The sequence below is a fragment of the Streptomyces africanus genome (assembly GCF_002150735.1).
Taxonomy (GTDB): Bacteria; Actinomycetota; Actinomycetes; order Streptomycetales; family Streptomycetaceae; genus Streptomyces; species Streptomyces africanus.
Genome location: NZ_MUKA01000264.1, coordinates 1 through 17,206 on the forward strand (window position 1 = coordinate 1; position 17,206 = coordinate 17,206).

18 protein-coding genes are annotated in these 17,206 nt (G+C 72.5%); 5 read left to right on the forward strand and 13 right to left on the reverse strand.

All coding sequences use genetic code 11. The annotated features are described in order from the left end of the window. The 3 genes from CCL05_RS29620 to pdhA form a co-directional block, all read right to left on the reverse strand. Nucleotides 1–702, reverse strand: a 702-nt coding sequence (locus CCL05_RS29620) for a biotin/lipoyl-containing protein (RefSeq protein ID WP_208641649.1), incomplete at its 3' end; no start/stop codon positions are given. Next, nucleotides 702–1,706: an alpha-ketoacid dehydrogenase subunit beta gene (locus CCL05_RS29625; RefSeq protein WP_086563726.1), complete on the reverse strand. Its 1,005-nt coding sequence runs from the start codon at nucleotides 1,704–1,706 to the stop codon at nucleotides 702–704. The genes CCL05_RS29620 and CCL05_RS29625, both read right to left, overlap by 1 nt. Beyond that, entirely contained in the window at nucleotides 1,703–2,845 is a 1,143-nt protein-coding gene (pdhA, locus tag CCL05_RS29630; RefSeq protein ID WP_086563727.1) for a pyruvate dehydrogenase (acetyl-transferring) E1 component subunit alpha, read from the reverse strand. The genes CCL05_RS29625 and pdhA overlap by 4 nt, the downstream gene beginning before the upstream one ends. 191 nt (nucleotides 2,846–3,036) lie before the next feature. Here pdhA and CCL05_RS29635 point away from each other — a divergent pair, with 191 nt between their 5' ends. Next, nucleotides 3,037–3,525: an Lrp/AsnC family transcriptional regulator gene (locus CCL05_RS29635; protein ID WP_086563730.1), complete on the forward strand. Its 489-nt coding sequence runs from the start codon at nucleotides 3,037–3,039 to the stop codon at nucleotides 3,523–3,525. A 2-nt stretch (nucleotides 3,526–3,527) separates the two neighbouring features. On the opposite strand, the gene CCL05_RS29640 is transcribed toward CCL05_RS29635, so the two are convergent. Then, entirely contained in the window at nucleotides 3,528–4,118 is a 591-nt protein-coding gene (locus tag CCL05_RS29640; protein WP_086563731.1) for a TetR/AcrR family transcriptional regulator, read from the reverse strand. Then, on the reverse strand, nucleotides 4,115–5,632 hold the full coding sequence (locus tag CCL05_RS29645; protein WP_086563733.1) for a 3-hydroxyacyl-CoA dehydrogenase: 1,518 nt from the start codon (nucleotides 5,630–5,632) through the stop codon (nucleotides 4,115–4,117). The genes CCL05_RS29640 and CCL05_RS29645 overlap by 4 nt, the downstream gene beginning before the upstream one ends. 160 nt (nucleotides 5,633–5,792) lie before the next feature. On the opposite strand from CCL05_RS29645, the gene paaN reads away from it, so the two are divergent. Beyond that, nucleotides 5,793–7,484 (forward strand): phenylacetic acid degradation protein PaaN, encoded by a 1,692-nt coding sequence (gene paaN, locus CCL05_RS29650; protein ID WP_086563734.1) that lies wholly within the window; start codon nucleotides 5,793–5,795, stop codon nucleotides 7,482–7,484. Nucleotides 7,485–7,553: 69 nt separating this feature from the next. Here the strand turns inward: paaN and CCL05_RS29655 are convergent, their stop codons facing one another. Genes CCL05_RS29655 through CCL05_RS29665 form a run of 3 tightly spaced genes read right to left on the reverse strand, consistent with a single transcriptional unit; the run spans nucleotide 7,554 to nucleotide 10,371 of the window. Continuing rightward, nucleotides 7,554–8,294 carry a TrmH family RNA methyltransferase gene (locus CCL05_RS29655; protein WP_086563736.1) on the reverse strand — a complete coding sequence of 247 codons (741 nt, stop codon included), beginning with the start codon at nucleotides 8,292–8,294 and terminating at the stop codon, nucleotides 7,554–7,556. Continuing rightward, entirely contained in the window at nucleotides 8,291–9,502 is a 1,212-nt protein-coding gene (locus CCL05_RS29660; protein ID WP_086563748.1) for an HTTM domain-containing protein, read from the reverse strand. The genes CCL05_RS29655 and CCL05_RS29660 overlap by 4 nt, the downstream gene beginning before the upstream one ends. After that, complete coding sequence (locus CCL05_RS29665; RefSeq protein ID WP_086563738.1) at nucleotides 9,499–10,371, reverse strand: DUF5819 family protein; 873 nt, start codon at nucleotides 10,369–10,371, stop codon at nucleotides 9,499–9,501. Before CCL05_RS29665 ends, CCL05_RS29660 begins: the two co-directional genes overlap by 4 nt. 312 nt (nucleotides 10,372–10,683) lie before the next feature. Here CCL05_RS29665 and CCL05_RS29670 point away from each other — a divergent pair, with 312 nt between their 5' ends. Further along, nucleotides 10,684–11,817, forward strand: coding sequence for an acyl-CoA dehydrogenase family protein (locus CCL05_RS29670; RefSeq protein ID WP_086563739.1), 1,134 nt, complete (start codon nucleotides 10,684–10,686; stop codon nucleotides 11,815–11,817). Nucleotides 11,818–11,854: 37 nt separating this feature from the next. Here CCL05_RS29670 and CCL05_RS29675 read toward each other — a convergent pair whose 3' ends face one another. The 4 genes from CCL05_RS29675 to CCL05_RS29690 all read right to left on the reverse strand — a co-directional run bounded on the left by CCL05_RS29675 (nucleotide 11,855) and on the right by CCL05_RS29690 (nucleotide 15,460). Continuing rightward, nucleotides 11,855–12,184 (reverse strand): rhodanese-like domain-containing protein, encoded by a 330-nt coding sequence (locus CCL05_RS29675; protein ID WP_086563741.1) that lies wholly within the window; start codon nucleotides 12,182–12,184, stop codon nucleotides 11,855–11,857. Nucleotides 12,185–12,249: 65 nt separating this feature from the next. After that, nucleotides 12,250–13,098, reverse strand: coding sequence for a hypothetical protein (locus CCL05_RS29680; RefSeq protein ID WP_208641650.1), 849 nt, complete (start codon nucleotides 13,096–13,098; stop codon nucleotides 12,250–12,252). 70 nt (nucleotides 13,099–13,168) lie between these two features. Next, nucleotides 13,169–14,605, reverse strand: coding sequence for a DUF2252 domain-containing protein (locus CCL05_RS29685; protein ID WP_086563742.1), 1,437 nt, complete (start codon nucleotides 14,603–14,605; stop codon nucleotides 13,169–13,171). A gap of 138 nt (nucleotides 14,606–14,743) precedes the next feature. Next, entirely contained in the window at nucleotides 14,744–15,460 is a 717-nt protein-coding gene (locus tag CCL05_RS29690; protein WP_086563744.1) for a ScbR family autoregulator-binding transcription factor, read from the reverse strand. A 90-nt stretch (nucleotides 15,461–15,550) separates the two neighbouring features. Here CCL05_RS29690 and CCL05_RS29695 point away from each other — a divergent pair, with 90 nt between their 5' ends. Next, nucleotides 15,551–15,982: a VOC family protein gene (locus CCL05_RS29695; RefSeq protein WP_030522468.1), complete on the forward strand. Its 432-nt coding sequence runs from the start codon at nucleotides 15,551–15,553 to the stop codon at nucleotides 15,980–15,982. A gap of 3 nt (nucleotides 15,983–15,985) precedes the next feature. On the opposite strand, the gene CCL05_RS29700 is transcribed toward CCL05_RS29695, so the two are convergent. Continuing rightward, entirely contained in the window at nucleotides 15,986–16,291 is a 306-nt protein-coding gene (locus CCL05_RS29700; RefSeq protein WP_143589964.1) for a hypothetical protein, read from the reverse strand. A gap of 240 nt (nucleotides 16,292–16,531) precedes the next feature. Between CCL05_RS29700 and CCL05_RS29705 the strand changes: the two genes are divergently transcribed. Then, nucleotides 16,532–17,185: a hypothetical protein gene (locus CCL05_RS29705; protein ID WP_030525870.1), complete on the forward strand. Its 654-nt coding sequence runs from the start codon at nucleotides 16,532–16,534 to the stop codon at nucleotides 17,183–17,185. Nucleotides 17,186–17,206 lie beyond the last annotated feature (21 nt).

Below are 17,206 nucleotides of genomic sequence, written 5' to 3' on the forward strand. Positions count from 1 at the left end.
TGCGGTGGGCTGGGGTGCGGTCGCCGTGCCCGTCGCCTGCGGCACGGGGGCCTGCGGCTCCGCCGTCCGCGCCGCCGCACCCGCTCGGGCAGCGGCACGCAGCGCGTACTCGACGTCCGCCCGCAGGATCAGCCCGTCGGGGCCGGACCCGGTCAGCTCCCGCAGGTCGAGGCCGTTCTGCCGGGCCAGGCGGCGGACCAGGGGCGAGATCACGGGGACGGGGCCGTCCTCGGTCTCGGGGACAGCCGCCCGCCCGTTCAGCGCCGCCGGGCCGTCGCCCTGCCCGCTCACCGCCCGGGAGCCCGCCGCGGACGGCCCGGACACCGGCGTCTGCTGCCGCACCCTGCGGCGCCGCGCGGGCGCCTCGGACGTGCCGTATCCCACCAGGACGTTCCCGGAACCCTCGGCCCCGGCGGTCCCGGCCTCCTCGACGGCCCCGGCGCCGGACGCCGGCCGCTCCCCCACCGCCACCGTGATCAGCGGCGCCCCGACGGGCAGCTCCGTGCCCTCCTCGCCGAAGCGGGCCGTGACCACACCGCCGTAGGGGCAGGGCACCTCGACCATCGCCTTGGCCGTCTCGACCTCGACGACCGGCTGGTCGATCGCCACCACGTCGCCGACCTCGACCAGCCAGCGCACGATCTCCGCCTCGGTGAGCCCCTCACCCAGGTCGGGCAGCTTGAACTCCAGCACCTGTGCCATCAGCTCTCGGCCTCCCACTGCAGACGCCCCACGGCGTCCAGGATCCGGTCCACACCGGGCAGGTGGTGGCGCTCCAGCATCGGCGGCGGATACGGGACGTCGAACCCGGCCACGCGCAGCACCGGCGCCTCCAGATGGTGGAAGCAGCGCTCCGTGACCCGGGCCGCGATCTCACCGCCCGGGCCGCCGAAGGAGCCCGACTCGTGGACGACGACCGCGCGTCCCGTCCGCCGCACCGAGGCGCACACCGTCTCGTCGTCGAACGGCACCAGGGAGCGCAGATCGACGACTTCGAGGTCCCAGCCCTCGGCCCGGGCCGCCTCGGCCGCCTCCATGCAGACGGGTACGGACGGCCCGTACGTGATGAGCGTGGCGCTCCGGCCCGGGCGCCGCACCACCGCGCGGCCTATCGGTTCAACGGGCGCCGGTTCCTCGGGGTTCCAGGAGTCCTTCGACCAGTACAGCCGCTTGGGCTCCAGGAAGACGACCGGGTCGTCGGAGGCGATGGCGGCGCGCAGCAGGCCGTAGGCGTCGGCGACGGTGGCCGGCGTGACGACATGGAGCCCCGGAGTCGCCATGTAGTACGCCTCGGAGGAGTCGCTGTGGTGCTCGACGCCGCCGATGCCGCCGCCGTAGGGGACGCGGATGGTGATCGGGAGCGGCATCGTGCCGCGGGTGCGGTTGCGCATGCGCGACACGTGCGAGATGAGCTGTTCGAACGCCGGGTAGGCGAACGCGTCGAACTGCATCTCCACGACCGGGCGCAGGCCGTACATGGCCATGCCGACGGCCGTGCCGAGGATGCCCGCCTCGGCCAGCGGGGTGTCCGTGCAGCGGTCCTCGCCGAACTCCTTGGCGAGTCCGTCGGTGACGCGGAAGACGCCGCCGAGGGTGCCGACGTCCTCGCCCATGACGTGCACGGCGGGGTCGGCGGCCATGGCGTCGCGCAGCGCGCGCGTGAGGGCCTGCGCCATGGTGGCCGGCTTGACGGCGACGGTGGTCATCGGTGCGTCCCCTCCGACTCGCGCTCGGCCTCCAGCTCGGCCCGCAACAGGTCCTGCTGCTCGCGCAGTTGGGGGGTGGGCTCGGCGTAGACGTGCGCGAACAGGTCCATGGGGTCGAGCGCCGGGTCCTGGTTCATGTGCGCGCGCAGGTCGGCGGCCATCGCCTCGGCGGCGTCCCGCGCGGCCTGCTTTCCGGCCTCGTCGAGCAGGCCGCGGGCGGTCAGCTCCCGCTCCAGCAGCTGGATCGGGTCGTGTTCGCGCCAGGTCTCGACCTCGGCGTCGCCGCGGTAGCGGGTCGCGTCGTCGGCGTTGGTGTGGGCGTCGACGCGGTAGGTGATCGCCTCGACGAGGGTGGGTCCGCCGCCCGCGCGCGCGTGCCGTACGGCGTCGCTCAGCACCTCGTGCACGGCGGCGGCGTCGTTGCCGTCGACCAGGCGGCCGGGCATGCCGTAGCCGACGGCCTTGTGGGCCAGCGACGGGGCTGCGGTCTGCTTGGCGAGCGGGACGGAGATCGCGAAGCCGTTGTTCTGGACGAGGAAGACGACCGGGGCCTGCCAGACGGCGGCGAAGTTCAGCGCCTCGTGGAAGTCGCCCTCGCTGGTGCCGCCGTCGCCGACCATGGCCAGCGCGACCACGTCGTCGCCCTTGAGGCGGGCGGCGTGGGCGAGGCCCACGGCGTGCGGCAGCTGGGTGGCGAGTGGGGTGCACAGGGGGGCGACCCGGTGTGCGCAGGGGTCGTAGCCGGTGTGCCAGTCGCCGCGCAGCAGCGTGAGCGCCTCGACGGGGTCCACGCCGCGGGCCACGACGGCGAGGGTGTCGCGGTAGCTGGGGAAGAGCCAGTCCTGCTCCTCCAGCACGAGCGCGGCGGCGATCTCGCAGGCCTCCTGGCCGGTGGTGGAGGGGTAGACGGCGAGGCGGCCCTGCTTGGTGAGCGCGGTGGCCTGCGCGTTGTAGCGACGCCCCCGGACGAGCTGCGCGTACAGCGTCCTCAGCAGCTCCGGGTCGGCCTTCGCGGCCGCCTCGGTGCCGAGGACGCGGTACGGCTCGGTGTCGGGCAGCAGCGGCGCGGGGTCCGTGCGGGGCTGCCAGGCGGGCGGCGGGGTCGGCCGGTACGCGCCCCGCTGCTCCATGACCGTCATGACGGCACCTCCTCGTGGGAGCGGCTTCGTGCAGGCGCGTCGGCTGTGATGCGCCTCACCTACCGATTGTTCGGTCGTCGGCACAATTTGGCTACGGGTGGCCTCAGGCTGTGGACAAACGGTTCTCCACAACCTGAGATGGACGCAGTACGTCCATGGTAGGGAGGCGGGCGCAGGTGGCATCTGAACAAATGGCCGAGAGCCAGGACGACAGCGGCCTGCTGCCGCCGCCACCGCGTCCGCTGGACGCCATCGACCAGGACATCCTGCGCATGCTCCAGGCGGACGGCCGCGCCTCGATACGGTCGGTCGCCGAGCGGGTCCACGTCTCGCGCGCCAACGCCTACGCGCGCATCAACCGGCTCGTCGAGGACGGTGTCATCCGCGGCTTCGGCGCCCGCGTCAACCACGAACGGGCAGGCCAGGGGACGTCCGCCTACATCACCCTGAAGATCGTGCAGAACTCCTGGCGCACGGTGCGCGAGGAGCTCCGACAACTGCCCGGCGCCTCGCACATCGCCCTGGTGGGCGGGGATTTCGACGTGCTGCTGCTGGTGCACGTGTCCGACAACCGGGCGCTGCGCGAGCTGGTGCTGACCCGGCTCCAGGCGATCCCGCAGGTGCTCAGCACGCGCACACTGCTGGTGTTCGAGGAGGAGGACCTGGAGCCCCAGAGCTGAGCTCAGGCGCTCTTGCGAAGTCCTCCGAACGCCAGCTGCACCACCGCGTCGGCCACCTCGCGCTCGTCCATGCCCCGCCCGTCCGGCCGGTACCACTCGACGATCGAGTTGATCATGCCGAAGACCAGCCGGGTCACCAGCCGCACCTCTATGTCGCCGCGCACGTCCCCGTCCGCGGCGGCGGCCTTGAGCAGGTCGGCCACCCGGTGGTCGAAGTCGCGGCGGCGGTCCAGGGCCCACCGCTCGGTGTCCGTGTTGCCGCGCACGCGCAACAGCAGGGTCACATAGGGCAGTTCGGCTATGAGCACCTCGACCATGCGCCGGACGACGTACTCCAGCCGGTCGGAGGCACGCCCCACGCGCGCGTGCTCCTCGTCGAGGATCCCGAAGAGGCCGTCCAGGGCCCGGCTCACGGCACGGCGCAGCAGCTCCTCCTTGCCGGTGACGTGGTGGTAGATCGACGACTTGGAGATGCCGGCCGCCTTGGAGAGATGCTCCATGGAGGTGCCGTCGTAGCCGCGCTCGTTGAACACCCGGACGGCGACGGACAGCAGCGTGTCCGGGGTGTAGGTGTCGCGCTTGGCGGTGGTCATGAGGCGGTGCCCTCCCGCTTGTCGGAGGCGTGGGCGTGGCGGTACAGCGCGAGGGACGGCGCGTAACGCCCCGAGGGGTCGCGCAGGTGCAGGTCGTCCAGGAGGGCGTAGGCCCAGGAGCGGCCGAGCCGGCGGCTCCACTCGAAGGGGCCCAGGGGGTAGTTGACGCCGAGGCGCATCGCGGTGTCGATGTCCTCCTCGGTGGCCACGCCCTTGGCGACGGCGTCGTGCGCCAGGTCAATGATCCGCGCGACCGTCCGGGCGACGATCATGCCGGGGACGTCGCCGATGACGCTGACCTGCTTGCCGAGCGCCTGGAACAGGCCGATGGCCTCGGCGAGGGTCTGCGGGGAGGTGTCCTGGGAGGCGGACAGGGCGATCCGGGTGGCCTTGCGGTAGTCCAGGGCGAGGTCGAAGTAGACGACGTCCCGGAACTCCACGGAGGTCTGCCCGTCGGCGAGGGCGAGCTGGCCGCCGCTCGGCAGCACCAGGCGGGTGCCGTTGTCGTCGTCCTCGTCGCGGACCGGGATGCCCGCCTCGCGGATCAGCGCGAGCAGGTCACCGGCGGGGCCCAGGTCGCCCTCGGCGACGACGTAGGCGGGCGGCAGCCGTTTCTCGGCGGTGTCCGGCTCGGGGCGCTCGGCGCCGTCCCGGTGGTCGTACCAGCCGTGGCCGGTCTTGCGGCCCAGCCGGCCGGACTCGACCAGGCGCCGCTGGGCCAGGGACGGCGTGAAGCGCGCGTCCTGGAAGAAGGACTCCCAGACCGACCGCGTGACGGACTCGTTGACGTCCTGGCCGATCAGGTCGGTCAGCTCGAAGGCGCCCATCCGGAAGCCGCCCGACTCGCGCAGCACGGCGTCGATGGTGGCCGGGTCGGCGCCCTGCGCCTCGTACACCGCGAAGGCCTCGGCGTAGAAGGGCCGGGCGATGCGGTTGACGATGAAGCCGGGGGTGTCCGCGCAGGCGACCGGCGTCTTGCCCCAGGCGCGGGCGGTCTCGTACGCGCGCGTGGCGTAGGTGACGTCGGTGGCGAACCCGGAGACGACCTCGACCAGCGGCAGCAGCGGCGCGGGGTTGAAGAAGTGCAGGCCGACGAAGCGGCCGGGGACGCGCAGGGCGCCGCCGATGGCGGTGACGGACAGCGAGGAGGTGTTGGTGGCGAGCAGGCAGTCGTCGTCGACGATGCCCTCCAGCTCGCGGAACAGGTCCTGTTTGACGTCGAGGCGCTCCAGGACCGCCTCGACGACCAGGGAGCAGTCCGCCAGCTCGGAGAGCGTCCCGGCGGGCAGCAGGCGGGCGCGGGCGGCGTCCCGGTCGGCGGCGGTGAGCCGGTCCTTCTCGACGAGCCGGTCCAGACGGGCCCCGATCGCGTCGGCCGCCTCGCCCGCCCGCCCGGGAAGGGCGTCGTACAGCCGTACGGGATGGCCCGCGACCAGCGCGACCTGGGCGATTCCCTGGCCCATGGTGCCGGTGCCGACGACGGCCACGGGGCTGCTGAGGTCGAGTGCTGTCATGTGCGCGATCCTCCCGCACGGGGTTTTCCACAGATGCGGCGGACCCCCTTGAACCGACCGATCGTTCGGTTACTCTAGCTCTGTCCGAGTGTTCCTGCCCAGGTTTCTGCCCAGGTCATGAACTCGACGAGGAGTTCTTGAGACGAGGAGTTGGTCACCCATGACCGCCGCACTCTCGGCGCACGAGCTGATCGCCCGGCACCGGTCCACCCTCGACCAGGCGCTGGAAGCGATCCGCACGCGCGCGTACTGGTCCCCGCACCCCGAGCACCCCAAGGCCTACGGGGAGAACGGCAGCCTGGACGCGGCCGCGGGCAAGGCCGCCTTCGACGCCCTGCTCGGCACCCGCCTCGACCTCGGCCAGCCGGGCACGGACGACTGGGTGGGCGGCGAGACGTCCCCGTACGGCATCGACCTGGGCGTGACGTACCCGCACGCGGACCTCGACGTGCTGCTGTCCGCCATGAAGGCCGGCCAGCGGGCCTGGCGGGACGCGGGCGCGGAGCAGCGCGCGGTGGTCTGCCTGGAGATCCTCAAGCGCATCAGCGACCGGACGCACCAGTTCGCGCACGCGGTCATGCACACCTCCGGCCAGGCGTTCATGATGGCGTTCCAGGCGGGCGGGCCGCACGCGCAGGACCGCGGCCTGGAAGCGGTGGCGTACGCCTACGTGGAGCAGGTGCGCACGCCCGACACGGCGGAGTGGACCAAGCCCCAGGGCAAGCGCGACCCGCTGGCCATGACCAAGCAGTTCACGCCCGTTCCGCGCGGCATCGGCCTGGTCATCGGCTGCAACACCTTCCCGACGTGGAACGGCTACCCGGGCCTGTTCGCCTCCCTCGCCACCGGCAACGCGGTCCTGGTCAAGCCCCACCCGCGCGCGGTGCTGCCCCTCGCCCTCACGGTGCAGGTCGCGCGCGAGGTGCTCGCGGAGACCGGCTTCGACCCGAACCTGGTCGCGCTGGCCGCCGAGCGGCCCGGCGAGGGCATCGCCAAGACCCTCGCGCTGCGCCCCGAGATCCGGATCATCGACTACACGGGCTCGACCGCGTTCGGCGACTGGCTGGAGGCCAACGCCCGCCAGGCCCAGGTCTACACGGAGAAGGCCGGCGTCAACACGGTCGTCGTCCACTCCACGTCCGACTACAAGGGCATGCTCTCCAACCTGGCGTTCTCGCTGTCCCTCTACAGCGGCCAGATGTGCACGACCCCGCAGAACCTGCTCCTCCCGCGCGAGGGCATCGCCACGGACCAGGGCCCCAAGTCGTACGACGAGGTGGTCGCCGACCTCGCCAGGGCGGTCGACGGGCTGCTCGGCGACGACGCCCGGGCGAACGCGCTGCTGGGCGCGATCGTCAACCCGGACGTGAAGGCCCGGCTGGATGCCGCGGCGGGGCTGGGCGAAGTCGCCCTCGCCTCCCGCGAGATCACCAACCCGGACTTCCCCGGTGCGGTCGTCCGTACGCCGGTGATCGTGAAGCTGGACGGGGCCAAGCCGGACGCGGAGGCCGCGTACATGAGCGAGTGCTTCGGGCCGGTCTCCTTCGCCGTGGCGGTCGACTCGGCGGCGGACGCGGCGGAGCTGCTGCGGCGGACCGTCCGGGAGAAGGGCGCGATGACCGTCGGGGCGTACACGACCGACCCGGAGGTCGAGCAGGCCGTGCGGGAGGTGTGCCTGGAGGAGGCGGCGCAGTTGTCGCTGAACCTCACGGGTGGGGTGTATGTGAACCAGACGGCCGCGTTCTCCGACTTCCACGGGTCGGGGGGTAACCCGGCGGCGAGTGCGGCGCTGTGTGACGGGGCGTTCGTCGCCAACCGGTTCAGGGTGATCGAGGTGCGGCGGGAAGCCTAGGAGCCCGGGGGGTGCGGTGATTGCGCGGCTGCCGGTCCGTTGTGGCTTGTCGCGCAGTTCCCCGCGCCCCTAAAAGGCCGCCGCGCTCCAGTGGTAAAGCGTCATCGCCACACTCGTCGCCAGGTTGTAGCTGCTGACCTGGGGACGCATCGGCAGGGACAGGAAGTGGTCCGCACGCGCGCGGAGTTCCGGTGACAGGCCCGTGCGTTCGGAGCCGAAGGCGAGGACGGCGTCGTCCGGGAGTTTCACGGCCCGGATGTCGTCACCCTCCGGGTCCAGCGCGAACAGCGGGCCGTGCGGCAGGTCGGACACCTCCAGCCGTTCCACCGCCGTCGCGAAGTGCAGCCCGGCCCCGCCGCGGACGACCGTCGGGTGCCAGGGGTCGACCGTCCCCGTCGTCACCACGCCCGTCGCCCCGAAGCCGGCGGCCAGGCGGATCACCGCGCCCGCGTTGCCCAGGTTGCGCGGGTTGTCGAGGACGACGACGGGGGCCGTGCGGGGCGTGCGCGCCAGCTTCTCGAGGTGGGACGCGCGCGAGGGCCGCACGGCCAGGGCGGCCACGGCAGTGGGGTGCGGGCGCGGGACGAACGACGCGTACGTCTCGTGCGGCACCTCCGTCAGCAGCCCGGCCAGCGCGTCCCGTACGTCCGGGGCCAGCTCGTCGGCGAGGGCGAGCGTGGCCGCCCGGTCGGCGGTGACCGCGACCGGCACCTCGGCGCCGAACCGCACGGCGTGCTTGAGGGCGTGGAAGCCGTCGAGCAGGACGGTGCCGCCGGCGAGCCGGCGCCAGACGATGACGGGGTCGGTCATGTCCCGAAGCCTACGTGCGCCGCCTCGGGGCGCTCGTGGGCCTGCCGGTCAGGGGCCTGCGCGGGTCCGCCGCGCCACAGCAGCCGGTCACGCGCGCGTGCCGCCCGGCCGCCCAGGCGGCGCAGGAAGGCCGTCGGCAGGAACACCGCGTCCGCCGCGATCATCGCCAGCGAGAAGAACGGCAGTCCCAGCACGACGGCGATCACGGCGTGCTCGGTGATCATGATCGCCAGCAGGACGTTCTTCACCCGCCGGTTGAACAGCGTGAACGGGAAGGCGACCTGCACGAGGACCGTCCCGTAGGTCACGAGCATCACCATCGTGCCGCTGGCGGTCAGCAGGTCGGCGAGCCCGGGCCAGGGCGAGAAGGACTCCAGGTGGAGCGGGTAGTAGACCGCGGTGCCGTCCTGCCAGCGGGAGCCCTGGATCTTGTACCAGCCGGCCGTCGCGTAGATCAGGCACGCCTCGGCCATGATCACGAACAGGGCGCCGTTGTGCACGATGTTCGTGACGACGTCGAGCATGATCCGCGGCTCACCGGCCTTCGCGCGGCGCCCCGTCAGCCACCACAGGGCCTGCGCCACCCACACCGTCCACAGCAGCGCCGGTATCAGCCGGTCGCCCTCCATCCGGCCGGCCAGGGTCGCCCCGATCAGCACGAACCCCAGCACACCCCACAGGACCGGACCGGTCCGGTCCGTGACCCGCTCGCCCCGCGCGTGTGCCGCCCGGGCGCGCGCGGCCCGCCGGGCGTCCAGCGACCACACCTGGGCGCAGCGCGTGAACACCAGATAGATCGACATCAGGTGCAGCACGTTGTCGCCGCCGTCGCCCATGAAGACGCTGCGGTTCTGGAGCGACAGCACGCCGACCATGAACAGCACCGACATCGTGCGGGTGCGCCAGCCCAGCAGCAGCAGGGCACTGGCGAGGACCGCGAGCAGGTAGACGCTCTCGAACCAGATCCCGCCGTCCGACCACATGAGAGCGGTGAAGGCCCTGTTGGTCCCGATCAGCTGCTCGGCGAGACCCCAGCTCCAGGGCCCGTCGGGGCCGTAGAGCTCATGGCGGTGGGGGAACTCGCGCAGCAGGAAGAGCAGCCACGTCGCGCTGAAGCCGATGCGGATCACCGCGGTCTGGTACGGGCCGAGGGCGGCCTCGGTGACCCGGGCGATTCCACGCGAGACGGCCAGCAAGAAGCGGTTCACCGCACGCCACCCCCGGCCTCGTCCGCCGGCACCCGCCACCACGGCAGCTCACGGTAGGCCGCCGTCGTGGACACCTTCTCCCGGCTCCACTTCGGCGGGGGCACGTTGCTGGTGCGGGAGCGGACCTGCACGCGCTCGACGGCACCCCCGCCCCCGGTGGCGGCCCGCACGGCGTCGTCGCGGTCCAGGCGCAGCACCACGATCCGGCGCAGATACGACTCGGAGAGCGAGCCGCGAAGACCCACCGGGCGGTTCTCGCCGTCGTGCGTCGCGAGGAAGAAGTCCCAGGCCCGGCGCAGCTCGTTCTGCCGGGTGTGGCTGGGCAGCAGGTTGCCGTCGATGGCCCGGCCGTCCTCGGCGGACAGGTCGTACCAGCCGGTGGTCAGGGACCCGCCCTCCCCGTCCCGGACCTCGGCGCGGACCTGGATCGAGATGTTCTGCTGAAGCGGGTTCGGCGCGAAGAGCTTCCAGTTCTGCTCGAACTCCGGATAGATCCAGTCGTCCACGGCCTTGCCGTGCTCCCGGGTGACGGTGTTCGGCGGCGCGACATGCAGGAACGTCATCCCGAGATGCGCACAGGCCCCGATCGCGACGACCGCGAGGGCCAGGGCGACACCGATCTGGTACCGGAGGGAGAGCGCGGCGACACCGGCGCGGGGTCCCGGCGCCGGGTCCGGCTCGGCGGTCGGGTCCGGCTCTACGGGCGGGTCCGGCTCGACGGGCGGATCAGGCTCGGCGAGCCCGACGGACGGGGTGGGCGCGCCCGGCGCGGCAGGCCCGTCCGGCCCGGCAGTCCCGCCCGGCGCCGTCGGCCCCTGGGGCCCGTCCGGCCCCTGCCGGGCGTTCGAGCCTCCGTCGTACGCGTCCATCCCGCCCCGTTCCACGATCCCGGTCCGTCGCTGTCGTCCGCCCGGTCGCGAGGGCGTCGCACCGCCCGCGCACCGCTGCGCGACATCGGCACGGGCACGGTACTCAGGCCACCCACCCGGGCACAGCCTCTTGCGCCGGATCCGGCCGTGGCCGTCACCACACGGCGCTCGGACCGGTTGCCCGCAGGAGTGACACCCTATGACGCCCGCCCGCACACGCATTCCCTTGTTCTGGAACCCATTCCCTTCTTCTAGAACCTGTTCTATCTTGCGCCCGTCAGCTCAACGGGACCGGCCGGAAGGACAGGCACCGTGGACTTCACCTTCACCGAGGAGCAGCAGGCGGCAGCCGAGGCGGCGAAGGGCGTGTTCGCCGGCATCGCCCCGGACGCCGTCCCCAGCCCGGCCCTCACCCCGGGCGCCGTCGCCGACACCTTCGACCGCGCCCTGTGGGCCAGGCTCGCCGACGCCGGCCTGCTGAGCCTGCTGCAGGACCCGCGCTACGGCGGCGCCGGCCTGGACGCGATCGCGCTGTGCCTGGTGCTGCGGGAGTCGGCCCGCGTGCTGGCCAGGGTGCCGCTGCTGGAGAACAGCGCCGCAGCCGCCGCCGTCCAGACCTACGGCAGCGAGGAGGCGAAGGCCGCCCTGCCGGCCCGGGCGGGCCGGGGCGAGCTCGTGCTGACCGTCGCCGCGCACGGCCGCACCGGCCACGACCCGGCCGAGCTGGCCGTCACCGCACGGCGCGACGGCGGGGCGTGGGTGCTGGACGGCGTGCAGACGGCGGTGCCGTGGGCGTACGACGCGGACGTCACGGTCGTCCCCGCGCACACGGAAACGGGCCGGACCGTGCTCGCCCTGGTGCCCCGCGACCAGGACGGGGCCGTCCTCGCCGAGCAGTTCTCCACGAGCGGTGAGCGGCTCGGGGAGCTGCGGCTGGAGTCGGCGCGGCTCGCCGCCCGGGACGTGATCGACGCGGACGGGGCATGGGAGTGGCTGCGGGACCTGCTGGCCACCGGGACGTGTGCGCTGGCGCTCGGGCTCGGGGAGCGCGTACTGCGGATGACCGGGAAGTACACGGGCGAGCGCGAGCAGTTCGGCTTCCCGATCGCGACCTTCCAGGCCGTCGCCGTGCAGGCCGCCGACCGCTACATCGATCTGCGCGCGATGGAGGCCACGCTGTGGCAGGCCGCGTGGCGGATCGCCTCGGGGGCACCGGGCGCGCTGCCCGCCGCCGGTGACGTCGCCGTCGCCAAGATCTGGGCGGCGGAGGGCGTACGCCGAGTCGTGCAGACCGCGCAGCATCTGCACGGCGGGTTCGGCGCCGACGTCGAGTACCCCCTGCACCGGTACCACGCCTGGGCCAAGCACCTGGAGCTGTCGCTCGGCCCGGCCGCGGCGCACGAGGAGGCCCTGGGCGACCTGCTGGCGGCCCACCCCCTGGCCTGACCCCGCCGGCGACCGACGCCCAAGGGCGATACAGGCGCTACAGGACGAACCCGGGCTGCCCGTCGTCCGTCACGACGGGACGGCCCGCCGCCTCCCACACCTGCATGCCGCCGTCGACGTTCACGGCGTCGATGCCCTGCTGGGCCAGGTACATCGTGACCTGGGCGGAACGCCCTCCGGAGCGGCAGATCACATGGACCCGGCCGTCCCTGGGGGCCGCCTCGGTCAGCTCGCCGTACCGGGCGACGAAGTCGCTGATGGGGATGTGCAGCGCCCCTTCGGCGTGACCGGCCTTCCACTCGTCGTCCTCCCGGACGTCCAGCAGGAAGTCGCCGTCCTTGAGGTCCGCGACCTCGACCGTGGGCACACCAGCTCCAAAAGTCATGCGTCCGACGCTACCCGAACCGGCGCCCGGCCCGACCGGAACGCGGCTCAGCCCTCGGCGAGCAGCGCGGCCAGCTCCCGCTCCCGCTCGGTGACCTGGGTGAGCAGCTGCTGCCCGATCTCGTCCAGGAGGCCGTCCGGGTCGTCCGGGGCCAGCTGGAGCATGTGGCCTATGGCGCTCTCCTCCAGCTCCTTGGCGAGCAGGGCGAGCAGCTCCTTTCGCTGGGCGAGCCATTCGAGGCGGGCGTAGAGCTCCTCGGCGCGGCTCGGGCCCCGCTTCAGCTCGGGCCCCTTGGCCCACTCCTCGGCGAGCTCGCGCAGCTCCGCCGCGTCGCCCCGGGCGTAGGCGGCGTTCACCCGGGTGATGAACTCCTCGCGCCGCTCGCGTTCCTTCTCCTCCTGCGCCAGGTCCGGGTGGGCCTTGCGGGCCAGCTCGCGGTAGAGCTTGCGGGCCTCCTCGCTGGGGCGGACCCGCTGCGGCGGCCGGACCGTCTGGTCCGTGAGCATCGCCACGGCCTCCGGGAACAGGCCGCTGTCGTCCATCCAGCCGTGCAGCAGCTCCTCGACGCCGGGGATGGGTGCGAGCCGGGCCCGGGCCTCCTCAGCCCGGCGCCGGTCCTCCGCGTCGCCGCTGCGGGCGGCTCTGGCCTCCAGGATCCGGGCGTCCAGCTCCTCCAGCCGGGCGTACACCGGACCGAGCTTCTGTTCGTGCAGCCGGGAGAAGTTCTCGATCTCGACGCGGAAGGTCTCCACCGCGATCTCGTACTCGATCAGCGCCTGCTCGGCGGCCCGCACGGCCCGCTCCAGCCGCGCCTCGGGCCGCGCCGCATCACCTTCGGGCGTCACCCGTTCCTCACCGGTGCCGCCACCACCCTGCTCAGCTTCCGGGGTCGTCACCCGACCAGCGTAGGCCACGGCCCGACCGCTCCTGCGCTCCGGACGGTCGGACCCCGAAGGTCCTCGGGGGTCACACCCCCGTCTCCGCCGCGACCTTCCCCGCCCGCACCGCCGCCACCAGGTCCGCGTGGTCCGCCTCCGTACGGTCCGCATAGGCGACGGCGAACGCGGCCATCGCCTCGTCCAGCTCCTCGCTCTTGCCGCAGTAGCCGGCGATGAGGCGGGGGTCGGCGCTGTGGGCGTGGGCGCGGGCCAGGAGGGCGCCGGTCATCCGGCCGTAGTCGTCTATCTGGTCGGCGGCCAGGGCGGCCGGATCGACGCTGCCCTTGCGGTTGCGGAACTGGCGGACCTGGAAGGGGCGCCCGTCGACCGTCGTCCAGCCCAGCAGGATGTCGCTGACGACCTGCATCCGCTTCTGCCCCAGCACGACCCGCCGGCCCTCGTGGCCGGGCGCGGGCGCGTCGAAACCGGCCGTCAGCAGATGCGGCACCAGCGCCGACGCCCGGGCCTCCTTCACCTGGAGCACCAGCGGCTCGCCCCGGTGGTCCAGGAGCAGCACCACGTAGGACCGGGTGCCGACACTGCCGGTGCCGACGACGCGGAACGCCACGTCGTGCACCGCGTGCCGGGCGAGGAGCGGCAGGCGGTCCTCCGGCAGCGTGCCGACGTACTCCTCCAGGGACGCCGCCACCGCAGCGGCCTCCTGGTCCGGGACGCGCCGCAGCACCGGCGGGGCGTCGACGAAGCGGCGCCCGCCGTCCTGCGTGGCCTGGGTCGACTTGGCCGCGAAACGGCCGCTGGTGTTGTGGCGGGCCTTCTCGGAGACCCGCTCCAGCGTGCCGAGCAGGTCGTGGGCGTCCGTGTGGGAGACGAGCTCCTCGTCCGCGATCGCGTTCCACGCGTCCAGCACCGGGAGCCTGGCCAGCAGGCGCATGGTGCGGCGGTAGGCGCCCACCGCGTCACAGGCCGCCTTGCGGCACCTGTCCTCGTCCGCTCCGGCCTCCCGGCCCGCGAGCACCAGGGACGCCGCGAGGCGCTTCACGTCCCACTCCCAGGGGCCGGGCACCGTCTCGTCGAAGTCGTTCAGATCGATGACCAGGCCGCCGCGCGCGTCGCCGTACAGGCCGAAGTTGGCCGCGTGGGCGTCGCCGCAGATCTGGGCCGGGATCCGGGTCATGGGGGTGCGCGCCAGGTCGTGGGCCATGAGGCCCGCGGCGCCGCGCAGGAACGCGAACGGGGTGGCGGCCATGCGGCCGACCCGGATCGGCGTCAGCTCGGGGAGCCGGCCGCGGCCCGACTCCTCGACCGCGCTCACCGCGTCGGGCCGGGACGGGTCCGGATCCAGCGTGGCGTGCGCGCTGCGCGGGATCCGCTTGCGCAGGGCCTTGCCCTCGTCCTTGGGCGAGCCCTCGGCGGGCCACTCGGCGAAACCGCGCACCCGCGGCAGCCGACGGGTCGCCTGCTGCGCCGCCGCCCCGCCCTCGGTTCCAGCACCGTCCCCGGTCACTCCGACCGCCTCCCCCGTACGCGCACGAACATCAACTCGTGCGACCGTACAGCCGACGGCCGGAACCCGTCAGACCCTGTGGACAACTCCACAGCTGTGGACAACCCGTGCGGAGCACTCGGGCTCCCAGGGGGTGTCCTAGGCCCCCGTCGAGACCTGCGTGGGCACGGCCCCCTCCTGCACCTGGACCTGCACCCGCCCCTGCACGGGCAACTCCACCTGGCCCTGCGCCAGCACCCGCTCGGCCCGCTCCGCCGAGATGTCGAGCCGGGCCAGCACCGCGGGGACGGCGATGCTCGGCAGGAAGTGTTCGAACATCACGACGATGCGGCGCTCCAGATCCTGCCGCTGGCAGCGCAGCTGTGACAGCAGCTGCACCCCCGAGAAGCCGCCGACCAGCAGCTCCGCCGTCTCCGCCACGTCGACATGCGGCAGCAGTTCGCCCTGCGCCTTCGCCTCCGCCAGCATCTGCACGTTCTGGTCGATCCACATCCGGAAGGCCGGAGTGCGGTCGAGGTCCATCGCCCCCTGGTCGAGGGCGAGCCCCACACTGGCGCGAACCAGCGGTTCTGACCGCAGCCGGCGGGCCAGCACCAGACCGGAGTCGACGAGTTCCTGGAGCTTGCTGGACTGCGGCGGCAGCGTGATCGCGAGCTGTTCCTCGAACACTCCCACCGCCAGCTCCTCCTTGGAACCGAAGTGGAAGTACAGCGCGCCCTTGGTGACGCCCGCCCGGTCCAGGATCTCCGAAAGACCCACGGCGGCATAACCTTTGGTGGCAAAAAGCTTCCTGCTCTGGTGTAGCAGCGTTGCGCGGGTCTGTTCCCGCTGCTGGGCGCGCAGCGATCCGGCCATCGCGAACCTTCCGTTGACATACCGACGGTATGCGGCCTAGCCTAGTTCGCATACCGTTGGTATGTGAAATTCGGCGCGAAAGAGGCAGGTATGGCACTCGGCAGCTTCTACCCGGTCATCGGCACCACTCGGATCGCGCAGACGCGCGATTTCTACACCCGCTGGTTCGGTTTCGAGATCATCTTCGAAGCGGACTGGTACGTCAGCCTGCGACGGACCGAAGGCGAGCGGTACTACGAGCTGGCACTACTCGACCCCACACACCCGACCGTCCCCGCCGGCTACCGCAAACCGGTCCAGGGCCTGCTGCTGAACTTCGAGGTCGACGATGTCGACGCGGAATGGGAACGGCTGATAGTGCGGGGCGGATTGCGGGCCGAACTCGATATCCGCTCGGAGGATTTCGGGCAGCGGCATTTCCTCCTCGCGGATCCGAGCGGCGTGCTGATCGATGTCATCACCGAGATACCGCCCACCGCCGAATACGCCGGACAGTTCGCCGCCGGATCCACGGCGGTATGAGGCTCAGTCCCTGTCGCCGCCGGGGTGCGGCTCGGCGGATCCGGTTCTCCGGAAGAGCAGGGGCGGGGGAAAGTCCCTGGACACGATCCGCGTACCGGACCACGGGCACACCGTGCGACTGTCACGCAGGTGTTCGCCGACGAGTCCCTCCACGATGGTGACATTGCGGACGGGGCACAGTCCGGGGCAGCCGATGGTGGTGATCGCACCGCCGCGGTCGCGGTGGACGGCGCTGCGCAGGTGCCGCGAGCTGATCCAGGGCCGGTGGCCGAGCGGACAGACGGCCTGACCGGTGACCTTCATCCCCACCCAAGGACATTCACCGGGGACATTGCGCCAGTGTTCGGCCACTCTGCCGTCCAGCACGGCCGTCCCGTGTAGGCAGTGCAGGGTTTCCGGGCACCGATACAGACCGGAAGAGGTCTTGGTGATGAGCATCCCGAGATGGATCCAGGGCTCGATCCGGCAATCGCAGGCAGAACCGGCTGACTGTGGCATGCGGTGTGATTCGGCCCGCCGGTGTTGCCGGATGGGCGCACAATGGATCGGATGACATCCGGTGCGCGTACGCAGTTCGACGACCCGGCCGATCTCCGGTCGCGACTACGGCACGTCTACTGGATCGGTGGGGGGAGCGGCGCCGGGAAGTCGGCCGTCGCGACCGCTGTCGCCGCCCGGCACGGTCTGCGGGTGTACTCGACCGATGACGCCATGGCCGAGCACGCGGCGCGCGGCGCGCCCGGCGACGCGCCGTATCTGTCGGCGTTCCTCGGGATGAGCATGGACGAGCGCTGGGTGCACCGGACCCCGGAGACGATGTTCGACACGTTCCACTGGTTCCGGGGCGAGGGTTTCGGTGCGATCATCGACGACCTGCTGGGCATCCCCGAGCCGACCGTCGCCGAAGGGTTCCGCCTGCTGCCGCACCTGGTCGCGCCGCTGCTGGCCCGGCCTGCCCAGGGGATCTGGATGCTGCCGTCACCACAGTTCCGTCGCGACGTCTTCGCCGGCCGCGGCTGGGAGATCCCGCGCCGGACGAGCGACCCCGCCCGCGCCCGGCGCAACCTGCTGCGCCGCGACGAAATGTTCACCGACCACGTGCGCGCGGAAACGGCTCGGCTCGGGCTGCCCGTGCTCGAGGTCGACGGATCGATGACCGAACACGACGCCGCGGACCATGTAGGACGTGCCTTCGGCCTGTGATCCGCCGCGGCGGTTCAGATC